Annotated in this window: 14 protein-coding genes; 10 read left to right on the top strand and 4 right to left on the bottom strand. The window is 26.8% G+C overall.

Annotation, left to right across the window (positions count from 1 at the left end):
* The first annotated feature begins 60 nt into the window (after window positions 1-60).
* The 3 genes from OIF33_RS02235 to OIF33_RS02225 all read left to right on the top strand — a co-directional run bounded on the left by OIF33_RS02235 (window position 61) and on the right by OIF33_RS02225 (window position 3,412).
* On the top strand, window positions 61-384 hold the full coding sequence (locus OIF33_RS02235; protein WP_322502599.1) for a thioredoxin family protein: 324 nt from the start codon (window positions 61-63) through the stop codon (window positions 382-384).
* Window positions 385-557: 173 nt separating this feature from the next.
* The gene (locus OIF33_RS02230; protein ID WP_322502598.1) at window positions 558-2,267 is read left to right on the top strand and encodes a phosphatidylglycerol lysyltransferase domain-containing protein; all 1,710 of its coding nucleotides are present in this window, start codon (window positions 558-560) and stop codon (window positions 2,265-2,267) included.
* Window positions 2,268-2,644: 377 nt separating this feature from the next.
* Entirely contained in the window at window positions 2,645-3,412 is a 768-nt protein-coding gene (locus OIF33_RS02225) for a hypothetical protein (RefSeq protein WP_322502597.1), read from the top strand.
* A 92-nt stretch (window positions 3,413-3,504) separates the two neighbouring features.
* On the opposite strand, the gene OIF33_RS02220 is transcribed toward OIF33_RS02225, so the two are convergent.
* The 3 genes from OIF33_RS02220 to OIF33_RS02210 form a co-directional block, all read right to left on the bottom strand.
* The gene (locus tag OIF33_RS02220; RefSeq protein WP_322502596.1) at window positions 3,505-3,990 is read right to left on the bottom strand and encodes a threonine/serine exporter family protein; all 486 of its coding nucleotides are present in this window, start codon (window positions 3,988-3,990) and stop codon (window positions 3,505-3,507) included.
* A complete protein-coding gene (locus OIF33_RS02215) occupies window positions 3,987-4,757 on the bottom strand; it encodes a threonine/serine exporter family protein (RefSeq protein WP_322502595.1) in 771 nt (256 codons plus the stop codon). Before OIF33_RS02215 ends, OIF33_RS02220 begins: the two co-directional genes overlap by 4 nt.
* A 342-nt stretch (window positions 4,758-5,099) precedes the next feature.
* Window positions 5,100-5,870 (bottom strand): threonine/serine exporter family protein, encoded by a 771-nt coding sequence (locus OIF33_RS02210; protein WP_322502594.1) that lies wholly within the window; start codon window positions 5,868-5,870, stop codon window positions 5,100-5,102.
* A 209-nt stretch (window positions 5,871-6,079) separates the two neighbouring features.
* Between OIF33_RS02210 and OIF33_RS02205 the strand changes: the two genes are divergently transcribed.
* The 4 genes from OIF33_RS02205 to OIF33_RS02190 all read left to right on the top strand — a co-directional run bounded on the left by OIF33_RS02205 (window position 6,080) and on the right by OIF33_RS02190 (window position 12,665).
* Window positions 6,080-6,763, top strand: coding sequence for a hypothetical protein (locus OIF33_RS02205; RefSeq protein WP_322502593.1), 684 nt, complete (start codon window positions 6,080-6,082; stop codon window positions 6,761-6,763).
* Window positions 6,764-6,875: 112 nt separating this feature from the next.
* Entirely contained in the window at window positions 6,876-8,873 is a 1,998-nt protein-coding gene (gene glgB, locus OIF33_RS02200) for a 1,4-alpha-glucan branching protein GlgB (protein WP_322502592.1), read from the top strand.
* A gap of 102 nt (window positions 8,874-8,975) precedes the next feature.
* Window positions 8,976-12,179, top strand: coding sequence for a type I pullulanase (pulA, locus tag OIF33_RS02195; protein WP_322502591.1), 3,204 nt, complete (start codon window positions 8,976-8,978; stop codon window positions 12,177-12,179).
* 162 nt (window positions 12,180-12,341) lie between these two features.
* Window positions 12,342-12,665, top strand: coding sequence for a hypothetical protein (locus OIF33_RS02190; RefSeq protein WP_322502590.1), 324 nt, complete (start codon window positions 12,342-12,344; stop codon window positions 12,663-12,665).
* Between the two features lie 46 nt (window positions 12,666-12,711).
* Here the strand turns inward: OIF33_RS02190 and OIF33_RS02185 are convergent, their stop codons facing one another.
* A complete protein-coding gene (locus OIF33_RS02185) occupies window positions 12,712-13,176 on the bottom strand; it encodes a rhodanese-like domain-containing protein (protein ID WP_322502589.1) in 465 nt (154 codons plus the stop codon).
* Window positions 13,177-13,406: 230 nt separating this feature from the next.
* Here OIF33_RS02185 and OIF33_RS02180 point away from each other — a divergent pair, with 230 nt between their 5' ends.
* From OIF33_RS02180 to OIF33_RS02170, 3 genes are all read left to right on the top strand, one after another.
* A complete protein-coding gene (locus OIF33_RS02180; RefSeq protein WP_322502588.1) occupies window positions 13,407-13,964 on the top strand; it encodes an ECF-type riboflavin transporter substrate-binding protein in 558 nt (185 codons plus the stop codon).
* A gap of 119 nt (window positions 13,965-14,083) precedes the next feature.
* Window positions 14,084-15,790: an ABC transporter ATP-binding protein gene (locus tag OIF33_RS02175; RefSeq protein ID WP_322502587.1), complete on the top strand. Its 1,707-nt coding sequence runs from the start codon at window positions 14,084-14,086 to the stop codon at window positions 15,788-15,790.
* Window positions 15,790-16,620, top strand: coding sequence for an energy-coupling factor transporter transmembrane component T (locus OIF33_RS02170; protein ID WP_322502586.1), 831 nt, complete (start codon window positions 15,790-15,792; stop codon window positions 16,618-16,620). Before OIF33_RS02175 ends, OIF33_RS02170 begins: the two co-directional genes overlap by 1 nt.
* The last annotated feature ends 172 nt before the right edge of the window (window positions 16,621-16,792 follow it).

Here is a 16,792-nt window from a genome sequence, read left to right as displayed (position 1 = left end):
AAAGGGATGAATTTTATAGAAATTCATCCCTTTATACATAATTAGAAAGAAGATGAGATTATGAGGATTATTGATAATGAGAATGAGTTTAAAGATTTTTGTGGAGAAAGAGGAATAAGATTAGTTTATTTAAGTACTAACACTTGTTGTGCATGTGGAGTTTTGAAACCTAAGATTGAGGAACTAATAAAAAAATATGAAAATGCAAAAATGGTTGAGGTTGAAGCAGATAAAAGTATAGATATAGTAGCACAGTTAAGTATTTTTATGTTTCCAGCAATTATACTTTATATAGATGGTAAAGAAATCTTAAGGGAAGCTAAGTATATAAGTGTTGTTGAACTAGAAAAGGTTATGGATAGATATTTTAAACTTTATCAATAGAAAATAAGTAAATATATTTAAAAAGTAGGGAATATTAATTTTAGACCCTACTTTTATTTTTATAAGTATAGAGAGTGATTTGCTTTATAAAGTAAAATTTTATATACTATATACAAGTTAAATATGAATAATTTGATAACAAATTAATGCATTCTTCAAAGAAAGGAGATAATATGTGGGATTCACTAAAAAAGAGTTATAATAGTGTGAAAAATGCTATTAGGTTTTTAAGAGATAAAAAGAATTATGAAAATATAAAAAAATTATTAAAGAATTATAAAATACTAAGTGATATATCAAATATAATAGTATCTGCTCTAGTATTTTTAAGTGGTGTTCTTTTAATAGTTTCAGGAATTTATCCTACAATATTTTATAAAATAAAATTTTTGGATACTATATATAGTTTATCCTTTTTAAGATTTTCACATAGAGCTTCAGTTTTAATTGGATTGATGTTAATAATGACTTCAAGGGAAGTTTTCTTCAAAGTTAAAAGAGCTTATTATGTTACACTAACATTACTTATAATTGGGGGAGCCTTTGCATTTATAAAAGATTTAGATTACACAGAAGGAATATTTATTTTAGGAGTTATAATTCTGTTAATATTATCAAAGAAAAGCTTTTATAGAGAAAGTATTCCAATGAAATTAACTAAATTAAGCACAATATTAATTATTTTTTTATTTGTAATAATTATATTTGCAAGCTTTATACATAAGTTTAATATACATTTTAGCAGAAACTATAGGTATTATGTAGATTTTTTCCAAAATACTAGAGGCTATTTAAGAATAGCTTTATATACCTATATAGCATTCATAATATTCGTTATAATATGGTATTTGACTATGCCTAAAATAGAAAAGGATGAGAGATATATGGATGCAGATTTAGATAAGATATCAAAGTTTTATAGTGAAATAGATTATGGAACTATATTTTCTCATTTAGTTTATTTAAAAGATAAGAAAGTCTTTTGGGCTAATGAAGGTAAATCATTAATAATGTATAGTAAATACAAAGATAAAATAATAGTTTTAGGAGATCCTATAGCCACTAGAGAAAATCTATATAGTAGTATAGAAGAATTTCAAGAGTTTACAGATCTATATGGATATGATGTTGTTTTCTATGAAATAGAAGAAAAAAACTTTTCTACTTATCATGATGCGGGATACTATTTCTTTAAAATAGGAGAAGAGGCAGTAGTAAATTTAGAGGAATTTAACTTAGTTGGTTCCAAAAAAAGTGCTTTTAGAAACACCTTAAGAAGAGTTGAAAGAGAAGGTTATAGTTTTCAGATTATAGAACCACCTTTCAATAAGGAAGTAATAAGTCAATTAAAAGAAATATCTGATAAATGGCTAGGAAGCAGAAAGGAAAAAGGATTTTCATTAGGATGGTTTAGTGAAGATTATATACAAAGATCACCTATAGCTATTTTAAAGAATGAGGAAGAAAATAAAATTAGGGGCTTTGTAACAATAATGGATGCTAATGATGGAGGAAAGACTGTAGCAATAGACTTAATGAGAATAGATAAAGATGCTCCTAATGCTTCTATGGATTATTTAATGCTTAATTTATTTCTAGCTTTTAAAGAAAAAGGATATAAATATTTTAGCTTAGGAGAAGCACCATTAGCTAATGTTGGATTTAATGCTCATTCACATTTACAAGAAAAGATAGCAAGATTAGTTTATAATGGTGGAAATATATTCTATAGCTTTGATGGGCTTAGAAGATATAAGTCAAAGTTTTCACCAGTTTGGCAACCAAGATATTTAGCATATCCTAAATTTATGTCCTTACCAGAAGTTTTTGTTAACTTATGTTCATTAATAGCTAATTCAAAAGAGAGAGTAGAGAAAAAGTAATTTAAAGAGAGTTTTATATAAGTTAAGAAAAGAGAGTCTAAGATGATTTTTATTATCTTTGACTCTTTTTATATCATACTGTATATAAACTTTCTTTATTATTTTATAAATTATATGGCAGTAATAAAAAGTTATTTAAAAATTAATATTAAATAAAAAGGATTATATTATATATTGAAGTTTTTTAAAAAAATAAGGAAAATAATTCTTTTTATATACAATAAACAATAAGTTTTTAAATAGATATAAAAATTCTAAGGTTTTAGGTTAATATTTATCAAATGAAAATATTTTAAAGTGATTTTTAAGAGGTGTATAATGAGATTAAATATTTAATAAAATAAACTTTAAGATGTTTTATTAAGGAGGGTATAAATATGGGAAACTTTTTTTTAGAAAGTGATTTTAGAGCTTTTGATATAGACAAATCAAGAAATAGAGATAAATTTATATTAGAAGGAAGAAGAGTTACAGCTGATAAGTTAAGAGAATTGCATAATTCTGGACTTTTAGAATTTATGAATTCTAGAGGATTAAGTTCTCATTGGGAAAAGCAATATATAACAAGTATAACTTGGCCATCAAAGAGAGTTAATGATGAGTATGTTGATAGAATATATTTATCCTATGGAAAAAATAGAGCTGATATTAGAAAACTTATAAAAGTGCTAAATCTTTTCCATGATATTGAGGGAAATAGAATAGAAGATGATATGGTATTTAATTATATTCCTCAAATTCAACTAGGGATAAGTGGTGATTCTTGGAACACAGCATTATATTTAGATAAATACAGTACTATAGAACAAAGAAATCTTGTGAATAAGATAAGAAAAAATTATGAGCTTAAAGAAAAATTTGAAAATATACTTATGGCTTTAGAAGATAAGGGTTATAAGTTATACTTAATTAAGGATAATGATTATAGAGGTTATGAAAACGAATCAGAGTATGTAGAAGATATAATAAGATACACAGATAATGGAGAAAAATATTGTTTAACTATAAGGAAAGACTACGATAAAAAGCACAGTAGTAATTCAAGAAGTCAAATAATAGATTTTGTTAGGGGTGAATTTGATAACTTAATGGATGTTTATTATTTTGTTTCATGGGATTCTGAAGAAAATGATTATTTAAGATAGTGAAAAAGACTAAATCTAAGTTGATATTAAATCTTAGATTTAGTCTTTTTGTATAGATTATTTATTAAAAGTATAAGAGTATTTTAAGTAAGTTAAATGTTTTTATTTAAATAGTTATTATTTTGATTAACTTTATTTTTAATAAGTCTTTTTATAGAAAAGAATAGCTTAGTAAATGATGAAATTAAAACAATTCCAGTAGCTAAAGAACCAGCTAACATTAATGTATTGCATCCAAGGGATAAAGCTTTATCTAGATTTCCTTTTAAAGTTTCTAGCATTGTATAAAACATACCTCCTCCAGGAACTAAAGGAATTATTCCACATACTAAGAATACTAATACAGGAACTTTTAATACCCTAGCTGCAATCTCAGAGAATAGAGATATAAAAATAGCTGCTAAAAAATAATTGAAATTTTCATTTGTGCTTATAAATTTTGAAGAAAAAAGATAAACAAACCATCCTAAACAACCACATAGAGAAGAAAAAAATAAATTCTTACCTTTTATATTAAAGATTATCCCAAAACCTAAAGCACTGAAAAAAGCATAAATTGAGTTGATTATTAGGTTCATAGAGCCATACCCCCATGTTGATTTATTAATATAGATAAAATACTGGCGCTTCCAATAGCAATTCCAACAGCTATTAAAAATGCTTCAATAAATTTTGCACTTCCAGCAACTAACTCTCCATCTATTATATCACGAAGTGAGTTAGTTATAGCAAGTCCAGGGACTAATGGCATTAAAGACCCTATTATTATTTCATTTAGATCAGGAGCAATATTGAATTTTACCGCAAGAAAGGCTAGTAATGATGCTAAAGCTCCAGATATTATATTTATAAAAAAATTGTTTGTCTTTAAAATATTTAAAAAATATGAAAGAAGACAAAGTACTATTCCTATAAAGCCAGAGAATAAAGAATCTTTTAAATTCCCTCCAAAAAGTAAAGTAAATGTTGAAGCTGTAATTAAATATCCTAATATCTTTATTTTAAGAGAATATTCTTTTTCACTAGCTATATTACTTAGTTTATTTTCAGCATCTTCAATAGAAATTTTGTTAAATGCTACTTCTCTTGAAAGATTATTTAATTTAGATATTTTATCTAAATTAATAGTTCTACTTGTTACTCTACTAGTTCTTGAAATGGCACTTTCATCAACTTTTATTGTTATTACTATGTTTGTAGGAATTACAAAAACATCAACTTTTTCTATTCCATAAGCTAAACAGATTCTGTTCATGGTTTCTTCAACCCTATATGTTTCAGCGCCATTTTCAAGCATTAAAGTACCAAGTTCAGTTGAAAAATTGATAATTCTGTTAAAATCCATAGGTACCTCCAATTAGCATATAAGATTAATATGAAATATTTTTTTGAAAAATTATTAGATTATTTCATTTCTATTATACCGTGAAGAATATATTGTTATAAAGACTTTGAATTAAAAAATGTAAAAACAACATGATTTTCAATGAAAAATGTCTAATTAAATTATATTTATAATTTAGAACTTTTTAGATTGTTTCAAAACTCTAATTGCTCATTAAGATGGTCTTACAGTTCCATATAAAAATCAACACTAGTTTAAAACAGAGTCATGTAAATTTTATATTAAATATTATGCCAAAGCCTGATGCACTAAGGAATGCATAAAATGAGTCTAAGAGTAAATTCATAGAGATATACTTCCATACTGGTTTATTAATATAGATAAAATCCCTGAACTTCCAATGGCTATACCAACAGCAATTAAGAATGCTTCAATAAACTTAGCACTTCCAGCAACTAAATCACCAGCTATTATGTCACGAAGGGAATTAGTTATGGCAAGACCAGGTACTAAAGGCATTAATGAACCTATTATTATTTCGTTTAAGTTATTAGCTAGGTTTAATTTTATGGAGAAAAAAGCCAATAATGAGGCTAAAGCACCTGACAATATATTTATGAAAAAATTATTTGTCCTTAAAATATTTAAAAAGTATGAAAGAATACATAGTACTATTCCAATAAAGCCTGAAGCTATGGCATCCTTCATATTTCCTCCAAAGAGTAAAGTAAATGAAGAGGCTGTAAGTAAAAAGCCTAGTATTTTTACTTTAAGAGAATATTCCTTTTCAGAATCTATTTTATTTAAAGCGATTTCGGCATCCTCAATAGATACATTATTAAAAGCTATATCTCTTGAAAGGTTATTAAGTTTTGAGATTTTATCCAAGTTAATAGTCCTACTTGTAACTCTTTTAGTTCTTGAAATAGCATCATCATTAATTTTTATAGTTATTATTATATTTGTAGGTATTACAAATACATCAACCTTATTTATTCCATAAGCTAAGCAAATTCTACTCATGGTTTCCTCAACTCTATAGGTTTCAGCTCCATTTTTAAGCATTAAGGTTCCGATGTCTGTGGATAAATTTATAATTCTATTAAAATCCATATTTCCTCCTATAAGTATGTAAATGTCAATATAAGATTAATAGGAAAATATTATTCAAAAGTGTATATAAAGTGTATATTGAGTTAAAATTTTGTAAATTTATATGGAGTAAGTAATTTTATAAATTTATTCATATTAATTTTTAGAATTAACAGATGCTTAAGAGTATGAATATATTATATGGGTAATTTTTAATCGGAGGTTTTTTTATGGCTATTTTGGATGAGAAAACGGGTAATATAAAAAGCAGATTTTCAAAGGATAGAGTTATACTTAAGGGAAGATATCCAGTAGAAAGAGATCAATTTGCAGATGAATTGGAATTAAATGTTTATTTAGAGGGGAATGTGGGAAGTATAGTAAAAAAAATACCTTATGGTGGATATTTCATGCAATTGTTTTTAGGAGATTTTTTAGGAGATGGAAGAGATAGCATATTGGTTAAAGGGAGGTTTCCGGGATCAGGTGGAATAGCTATTTTACTATTATACGATTATTATAATGGAGAACTAAGAGAACTAACTAATCAGTGGGAAATAAGTAATAGAAATAAAGCTAGTATAAAGTACTTACCTAATTATAAAATAGAAATTTTTTTTAGTGAACAAGAAAAATATCTTTTAGACATTTCTCACAAAGAAAAGTCATATTTAAATCTTATATATGATGATAAAGGGAATATAAAAACACAAGTAAATGCAGAAGTGTCAGATATTAACAATTATTATGAAATTAAAGAAATAGAAGAAGATAAATATAATCTATTAATACGTCAAAATATTTTAGGAATAGTATTAGTTGATATTATAGGCATATTACAAAGTAAGGTTGCATTTAGTAAGGATGGAAAGTTTGATATTAAAGATAGAGAATTAGTTTTAAGGAGAGAATAGAATTTTAAGGAATAATATGATTAATTGTAATTTAATGTATAAAATGGTACAATAGAGATAAAATATTATATTTATAAGAAATTACAATATCTTTTAGGATGAGGGGATTACTATGGTGGTTAAAGAGAAAAAGAAAAATTGTAAAAAACTTGAGGTAAAGAATAATGGTAACGTTACCGAGAAAAAAGAGAAAGAAGATAAAAAAAGTAGAAATGACAAGAATAAGGATATTTTAATGGATTTAGATTTGTTCTTAAATGGGAAAGAACATTCTGCCTATAACTTTATGGGAGCACATTTTGTCACAGAAAATAGAAGAAAAGGTGTAAGATTTACTACATGGGCTCCTAGAGCAAGTAGGATATATATTGTAGGTGATTTTTCTAATTGGGAAATTAAAGAAGAGTATTCCATGAAAAAGGTAAATGATAGGGGCATATGGAGTTTATTTATACCTAAATTAGAAGAAGGAATTAAATATAAATTTGCAGTGGTTAATGAGTGTGAAAACAATACAGTTTATAAAGCAGATCCATATGCTTTTAAATCAGAATTAAGACCAGATACAGCTTCCGTATTAACTAAAATAAAGAATTTCAGATGGGGAGATAAGAGATGGCTTAATAAAAGAGAAAAAGAAAATCTAGATAATAAACCTATGAATATATATGAACTTCATTTAGGTTCTTGGAAAACAAAAGATGAAGAATTTATGACCTATGAAGAAATAAGTGAAGTCTTGCCAGGTTATATAAAGGAAATGGGATATACTCATGTTGAGTTTATGCCAATAAATGAACATCCTTTAGATGCTTCATGGGGCTATCAAGGTGTTGGGTATTATTCAGTAACAAGTAGGTATGGTGATTTAAATGGTTTAAAAATACTTATAAATACACTACATAAAAATAATATAGGGGTTCTACTAGATTGGGTACCTAGTCACTTTTGTAAGGATGAACATGGATTGTTTATGTTTGATGGTTCGCCAACTTATGAATATCAAGCTTGGTGGAAGGCAAATAATGAAGGATGGGGAACTTGTAACTTTGATTTAGGAAGACCTGAGGTTAAATCATTTTTATTTTCAAATGCTATGTACTGGATAAATGAATTCCATATAGATGGTTTAAGAGTAGATGCAGTTTCAAATATGCTTTATTTAGATTATGGAAGAGAATATGGCGAATGGGAAGAAAATATTTATGGTGGAAATGGAAATCTTGAAGCTATATCATTCTTAAAGGAATTAAATACAATAATAAAATCAGAAGGAAAAGGAGCTATTACAATAGCTGAGGAATCAACTTCATGGGAAGGAATAACTAAACCTATTGAGGATGGTGGATTAGGTTTTAACTACAAGTGGAATATGGGATGGATGAATGATACTTTAAGTTATATAGAACTTGATCCTATATATAGAAAATATCATCACAATAAGATGAATTTTTCTATGGTGTACAATTATTCAGAAAAGTTTATATTACCAATATCTCATGATGAAGTTGTTCATGGAAAAAAGTCTCTTATAAATAAAATGTGGGGAGATAATTGGAAAAAGTATGCAGGGTTAAGGTTGTATTCTTCTTTTATGATTGGACATCCAGGTAAGAAATTAATGTTTATGGGATGTGAATTTGGACAGTTTGTTGAATGGAGAGAATGGGAAGGGCTTCAATGGAATGTTATTGAAGAATTTGATATACACAGAAAAACTCAAGAATACTTTAAAAATTTAAATCATTTTTATTTAGAAAATAAGTCTTTATGGGAACTTGATTATGAAGAAAAGGGCTTTAAGTGGATTGATGCTGATAATTCAGAACAAAGTGTACTTTCATTCATAAGAAATGGAAAAAATAAAAATGAAAAATTAATATTTATATGCAACTTTACTCCAGAGGTTTATTATGATTTTAAAGTAGGAGTACCTGAATTAGGAGAATATATGGAAGTTTTAAATTCAGATGCTTTAGAATTTGGTGGTGCAGGCAATATTATGGGAAATGTTATCATAAAAGCTAAGGAAGAGACATTTAAGGATTTTGATTATTCAATAAAGGTTAAAGTACCACCATTAGGAACTTTAGTTTTAAAATTAAAATAAATTCTATAAAAAGCTACTATAATCTATGGACATAATATTATTTTGTTTTAGGATAAATAGTAGCTTTTAATACATAAAAATTATATAGAGGAGCATTAAAAAATGTTTGATTCTGTAAAGAAAAAACTTATTTATTATAATGATAATGAATATTACATAGAGATTAGTCCTTTAACTAATACATTAAGAGTAGCCTTAAGTTGCAAAGGAGCTATTGAGGCTTATTTAGTGGGAGATTTTAATTGCTGGGAGAAAAATGATGATTTTAAATTAAATTGGGGTTTAGATACTAATGATGGAAGAGTAAAAATGATGAGGGATATAACTTTTCCTCATGGCTTAAAAAAAGGCGAATACAAATATGGATATATAATAATAACTTTAGATGGTAAAGAAATAAATATAAATAATTGGAATGATAAACAAAAGGATTTTTCTTTTTATTGGTGTCCTTTTAAAGAATCATTGGAAATAAAAAGCTCTAGAGATTTTGTATCAAAGGAATATCCAATTGAATTAATAGCAGTTAAAAATTCGTTTTATGGAAATATAACCATTGAAGATGCAATATTGTCATTAGAAAATAATCCAGAAGGGATAAAATTAGAGAATGGATATTTAAAGGTTAATGGAGATATTAAAAGTGGTACTAAAGTTTTAATAAAAGCTTATGATACTTCAAGTGATATGACTGCATATAAGGAAATAGAGGTTGTAGAGTGTGGAGAAAGAGGAACTTTTGTCCAGTTTATAAAAGATGATGGTTTATATTATGGAGGAAACTTTAGTTGGAACCTTTGGACATTTGGAGAAAATAGTTCAGGTTTAGAACTTAATTTAAATATAAAAACGGATTTAGGTGTAGGTACTTTTGTAGATAAAGAAAAGTTTATAATAAGAAAAAGAACATGGGGATATGGTTGGGTTAATGACTGGGATGAACAAACATATACTTTTGACTTAAACAAAGAAGAAAGTAATTTATTTTGCATATATGAAAATAATAGTATATTAACTTCTCTAAAAGATGCTATAGAAGAAACAACACCTAAAATAAAGTTAGCTTTAATGGATCATAGAAATACAATAAAAGCATATCTTTCTCACAAACCTTTAATAGGAATAAAATATGGTTTATATATAAATGGAATAAAAGCTAAGGGAATATCAACCATAGTGAGAGAAAATGAAAAGGAACTTTTAATAACTAATCTACCTAGTGATATACAACCTTCAGATCTTTTAGAAATAAGAGCTTCAAGTATGTTTTCAAGTTGTAAAGTAACCATAAGAGATTATTTAGATGATTTTTATTATGGAGGAAATGATTTGGGAATAAGGTTTAGTGAGGAGAATTTAAATTTAAGGTTATGGGCTCCAACAGCTAAAAGAGTTGAGGTGCTAATATATGAAAGTTATAAAGATTTAAATCATGAGCCCTTAAGAAGATATGAAATGAATAGAGAAAAGGAAAATGGTACTCACTTAATAGAAATCCCTAGGAAAGAAAATGAAGGAAAGTATTATTTATATAAGTTATACTTTAATGATCTAAGTATTAGTGGTGAGCATATAAGTAAAAAGACTTATGCTGTGGATCCATACGCAGTAGCTGTAGGTGTAAATGGAGAAAAAGGAGTTTTAATTGATTTAACTAATAAGGAATGTGTACCAGAGGGATGGAATAAGTATAATAAGCCTAAATTAATTAATAAAGAAGATTCCATATTATATGAAATGCATGTTAGAGATTTTACCATAAATAAAAATTCTGGAGTTTCTGAAAAGTTTAGAGGGAAATTTTTGGGAGTTGTGCAAGAAGGAACCTCATATACTAATAGAGAAAGTGGAGTGAGAGTTAAAACTGGTTTAGATCATTTAAAAGAGTTAGGCATAACTCATGTTCATATGCTTCCAGTTTTTGATTTTGCTTCTGTTAATGAAGAAATAATTGATGATGAAAATAATAGAAATTGGGGATACGATCCTAAGAATTTTAATGCAATAGAAGGAAGTTATTCAACAGATCCATATACTCCTTCAGTGAGAATAAGAGAATTTAGAGAGATGGTTAAAAAGCTTCATGATAATGGAATAAGAGTTGTATTAGATATGGTATATAATCATATGTACGAAACTAAAAATATGGATAATATTGTGCCAGGTTATTATTTTAGAAGTGATAATTGGGGAAAATATACCAATGGATCAGGATGCGGAAATGAGATGGCTTCTGAAAAACCAATGGTTAGAAAGTTTATTGTGGATTCAATACTTCACTGGATTAAGAATTATCATATAGATGGTTTAAGATTTGACTTAATGGAACTCATAGATTTAGATACTATGAAAGAAATAGTAAAAAGAAGTAAAGAGGTTGATGATAAAATACTTATTTATGGAGAACCTTGGAAAGGTGGGAATTCACCTTTAATTAATGGTACATATAGAGGAAGTCAAAAGGGATTAGGATTTTCTATATTTAATGATGAGTTTAGAAATGCCTTAAGAGGTAATAATGATCCGTCAAATGGTTTCATAAATGGAGAACAACACAACAAGAATAAAGCATGGCAAGTAATAGAAGGAATAAAAGGTTCTATAAATTCTATTACTTATAAGCCTATGGAAAGCGTAAATTATTTAGAAGCTCATGATAACTACACATTATGGGATCAAATAGTTAAAAGTCAAAACTATAGTGTAGAAAAAGGACATTATAGAGATTTATATACGGAAAATTTATTAGATAATTTTTATGTTAAAGAAGATTTGCTTGGAGCTGGTATAATTTTTACTTCTCAGGGAATACCTTTTATTCAAGCAGGAGCAGAGTTTTTAAGAACAAAGGATGGAGATCATAATAGTTATAAGAGTTCAGATAAAATAAATGCTTTAAATTGGGAAGATAAAGAAAAATATATTGAGGTTTTTGATTATTACAAAAACTTAATAAGTTTAAGGAAAGGGCATAGTGCTTTTAGAATGAAGGAACCTGAAGAGGTAAGAAAAAATCTAGATGTTTATTTTTATGAAGGAAATGATACAAGTGGTGTTATAATAGCTCACTTTAAAAATAATGCTAATGGAGATAGTTGGAAAAATATAGTTGTTATATATAATGGAACAACCATTGATGATTATAATGTTAATTCATCGATACCAAAATCAGATAATGGTTTCTGGAATATCATAGCTAAGAATGGGGTTGTAAATGAAGAAATCATAGAACGGGTTAAGGATTATGAAATTCCTAAAATAAAATCACATTCTATTATGGTGCTATATGATGAAGAAGTTATTTAAAATAAAATTAAAGTTCAATAAATAATAAAAGAAAGACTGCACAGAATAAACATGTGTAGTCTTTTTTATTAAAAATAAAAGTAACAATTAAAGTTATGAGTAATATAATTAAATATAGAAGAGTTTGTAATTATGTAAAGCAATGATTAAAAGGAGAAAGTTATGAAACGAACTTTAAATATACTAAATATATGTGAGAAAAGTGTAGCTTATAGAGATTATCATGAAAGTATTTTGAGATTTATAAAAAAATATACTGAAAATGAATTAAAAATTGAGGAAAGAAAAAATGTAGAAAAGTTAAGAAAGATAAATAATATAAATTATTTATTAGAACAAAAGAAGTTAGATTTTTTCTGGAGAATGAATAGGATATTTCAAGAGCTAGATTACGATGAATTAAAGGAATTAAGAAAAGATGCTAGAAGCTATGAGCTAAAAAGAAATATTAATGAAGTTATAAAAAGAAGAAGTGATGAAAAATAATAAAGTGAAATACTACAAAAAGTATTTCACTTTATTATTTGAAAGATTATTTTACAACATCTCCATCCCATTTAGATATTCCATCCTTCATGTGAACAAGATTAGTAAAACCATTTTCTTTTAATATATCCATAGCATCAGCACTTCTATTTCCGCTTTTACAGTAAACTAAAACTAATTCGTCTTTAAATTTTTCTATATCGCCTAAACTCTCTTTTAGCTCATCAACTGGTATTTGAATAGAATTTTTTAAATGACCCTCTGTGAATTCATCTTCGTTTCTAACATCTAATATTAAAGTAACTTCTCCATCATTTATAAGTTTTTTAGATTCTTCTATAGAAATATCTTTTGCAATAGGCTCGGCTGGTGTCTCACTTGGAGATTCTGAGTTTTCTTGTGATGTAGTGGAATTATTAGCATCTTTTTTCTCAGTATTATTAGAACCACAACCTATAAATAAACTGGTTGTCAAAGTTAGACTAAGTAATAGTAATGATAATTTTTTCATAAAGTCCTCCCTAATTTTTAAAATATATATAGAATTTAACATATTATTACATAATAAGGCAATTAATAAACTGTTAATATTTAGAAGTAGAAATTAAGGTTGTTGACAATTACTTTAAGAATCTTTATAGTTAACTATGTGAAATTATGTTTATAATAGAATGATTAAATAAAGTTTAATCAAAAATTTTTAATATCTAAAGATAGATTTTTCTAAAATGGAGATGAACAATGAGAAAAAACAAACTATCAATTAAAACAATCGTAGCTATTGGGATTGGCTCAGCGGTTTTTATGATATTAGGTAGATTTGGTTCTTTACCTACGGGAATTCCTAATACAAATATAGAAACTGCATATGCGTTTTTAGCATTAATGGCATTATTATATGGTCCTTTAGCAGGTTTTTTAATAGGATTCATAGGACATGCTTTAAAGGATATAGTATTTTTTGGATCACCTTGGATAAGTTGGGTTTTTGCTTCGGGTATAGTAGGTTTAATAATTGGTTTAGGAGCTAGATTTATAAAAATTAATCAAGGAGTATTTAAGTTAAAACAAATAGTTATATTTAATTTAATACAAATAACTGCAAATGCAGTAGCTTGGTTTTTAGTGGCACCAACTTTAGATATATTAATTTATTCAGAACCGGCAAATAAGGTTTATCTACAAGGGGCAATAGGTGGAATTTCTAATATGGTTACTGTTGGAGTTTTAGGAACTATTTTAATATCTAATTATGCTAAAACAAGAATACAAAAAGGTAGCTTAATAAAAGAATATTAGAAATGCATAGGGTTGTCGGAAATATATTTTCAGACAACCTTTTTTATGAGTTCCATTTAATTAGGTACTATTTTAAAATATGAGCTTATTTTAAAGGACTATTTATAAAGGAGATTGATATGGAAAGAAAAGCAATAATAGAGTTTAAAGATTTTACTGCTCATTATACAGTTCAATCAAAACCAACTTTAAATAATATAAATTTAACTATATATGAAGGAGAAAAAGTTCTTATTGCTGGTCCTTCAGGATCAGGAAAAAGTACATTAGCTAACTGTATAAATGGATTAATACCATTTTCAAGTGATGTTGAGATTTCAGGAAGTCTTAAAATAATGGGAAAAGAGACTAGAGATTTAAGTGTTTTTGAAATATCTAAGATGGTTGGAACAGTTCTTCAAGATCCAGATAGTCAGTTTATAGGATTAACAGTAGCTGAGGATATAGCATTTAAATTAGAGAATAACTGCATATCTCAGGAAGAAATGAAGAAAAAAGTTAATGATGTATCAAAGATAGTTGATATAGAAAATAGATTAGAGGTAGCTCCATATAGTCTTTCAGGCGGACAAAAACAGAGAGTTACTTTAGCAGGAACTATTGTTGATGATGTGGACATACTTCTTTTTGATGAACCTTTAGCTAGTCTAGATCCAGCAGCAGGTAAAGCTTCCATAGAACTTATAGATAAAATACAAAAAGAAGAAAATAAGACAGTTATAATAATAGAGCATAGATTAGAAGAAGTTTTAAGTTGTGATGTAGATAGAATAATACTTATGAATGAAGGCGAAATTATTGCTGATACAACTCCTAATGAAATTTTGGCTTCTAACAAATTAAAAGAGTGTGGAATAAGAGAACCTCTATACATAACAGCTCTTAAATATAGTGGGTATGAATTAACTTCAGAAATGAATCTTGAACATATAAATAAATTGAAGCTTGATGATGGCGGAGAAAAATTAAAAGAGTGGTACAAAGGTTTAAAAGCTAATGATAAGAGCAAGGAAAATGATACATTATTAGAATTTAGAAATGTACATTTTTCTTATGATAAGAAAAGAGATATATTAAAAGATATTAATTTTAAGGTTAATAGAGGAGAAATAATAAGTGTAGTTGGTAAAAATGGTGCAGGGAAATCAACTATATCTAAGCTTATATGTGGTTTCTTTAAACAATCAAAGGGAGATATAGTCTTTGAAGGAAAAAGCTTAGATGGAAAAACTATTAAAGAAAGAGGAGAAGAAATTGGTGTTGTTCTTCAAAATCCAAATCAAATGATTTCTAAAACAATGATTTTTGATGAGGTTGCACTAGGGTTAAGAGTTAGAGGAATAAGTGAAGAGGAAGTTAAGGAAAGAGTAATTGAAACTTTAAAGATATGTGGATTATATCCATATAGAAATTGGCCAATTTCTGCCTTAAGTTTTGGACAGAAAAAAAGAGTTACTATAGCTTCAATACTAGTTTTAGATCCTAAGGTTATAATACTTGATGAACCAACAGCAGGACAAGACTATAGACATTATAATGAGATAATGGAGTTCCTCCTAAAACTTAATAAAAAAGGGGTTACAATAATTTTAATAACTCATGACATGCACTTAATGCTTGAGTACACAGATAAAGCTATTGTAATTTCTAATGGAGAAAAAATAGCTGATACAACGTCAGCAGAAATACTTACAGATAAAGAAGTCATAGAAAAGGCTAGCTTAAAAGAAACATCACTATATGATTTAGCCTTAAAATTTAAATTAGAAAATCCTAAGGATTTTGTTTGTAAATTTATTGACTTTGATAGGGAGGTAAGAAATTAGTGGATGCAATGCTTACGTACATAAAAAAGGACTCACCTATTGATAAACTTACAGGTGCAACTAAGCTTATTTGTTTTGCACTTTGGACTTTAGCCGCTATGCTTACATATGATACTAGAATATTAATAGGTATGCTTATATTTAGTTTAATTATATTTAAAGTATCAAAAATACAGTTTAAAGAGGTTGCTTTTATAGTTTACTTTATACTATTCTTTTTACTTTTAAATGATTTAGCTATTTTTGTATTTTCACCTTATGAAGGTGTCCATATATATGGAACAAGACATGATATATTCCATATAGCTGGCCCATATACTTTAACATGGGAACAATTATTTTATGAGTTTAATGTAACATTAAAATATTTATCAGTTATACCTATGGCACTTTTATTTATACTTGCAACTAATCCAAGTGAGTTTGCTGCATCTTTAAATAAAATAGGTGTTAGTTATAAAATCGCATATTCAGTATCAATAGCTTTAAGATATATACCAGATATTCAAAGAGAATATCATGATATATCATTTGCTCAGCAAGCTAGAGGAATAGATATGTCTAAGAAAGAGAAACTTGGTAAAAGAATAAAAAATATGTCTTCAATTTTGATGCCACTTATTTTTTCAAGTTTAGATAGAATAGAAAATATAAGTACGGCTATGGAACTTAGAGCCTTTGGAAAGAAGAAAAAAAGAACTTGGTACAATACAAGAAAATTTTCTAAGGGAGATTATATAGCTATTATTGTTGTTATATTAATATTTGCATTATCATTATGGTGTACATTTAATAATGGAAGTAGATTTTATAATCCTTTTATAAGATAGAAAGAGAAGAGATAATCTTCTCTTTTTTTATTGAATTTTGTAAGAAATAAACTTTAAGCTTCGTATTAATTTATGAAAGAATAAAATAAAAAGGGTGAGAGGCATGAGTTATATAGAAATATTATTAGCTTTGAAAGAAAGTATATTATTAATAAAGTATAAATAATATTAA

Origin of the sequence: Clostridium sp. LIBA-8841, from assembly GCF_034439435.1 — a bacterium.
GTDB lineage: Bacteria > Bacillota > Clostridia > Clostridiales > Clostridiaceae > Sarcina.
The sequence above is the reverse complement of the archived record's forward strand: the minus strand, read 5'-3'. Positions and strand labels throughout refer to the sequence as shown.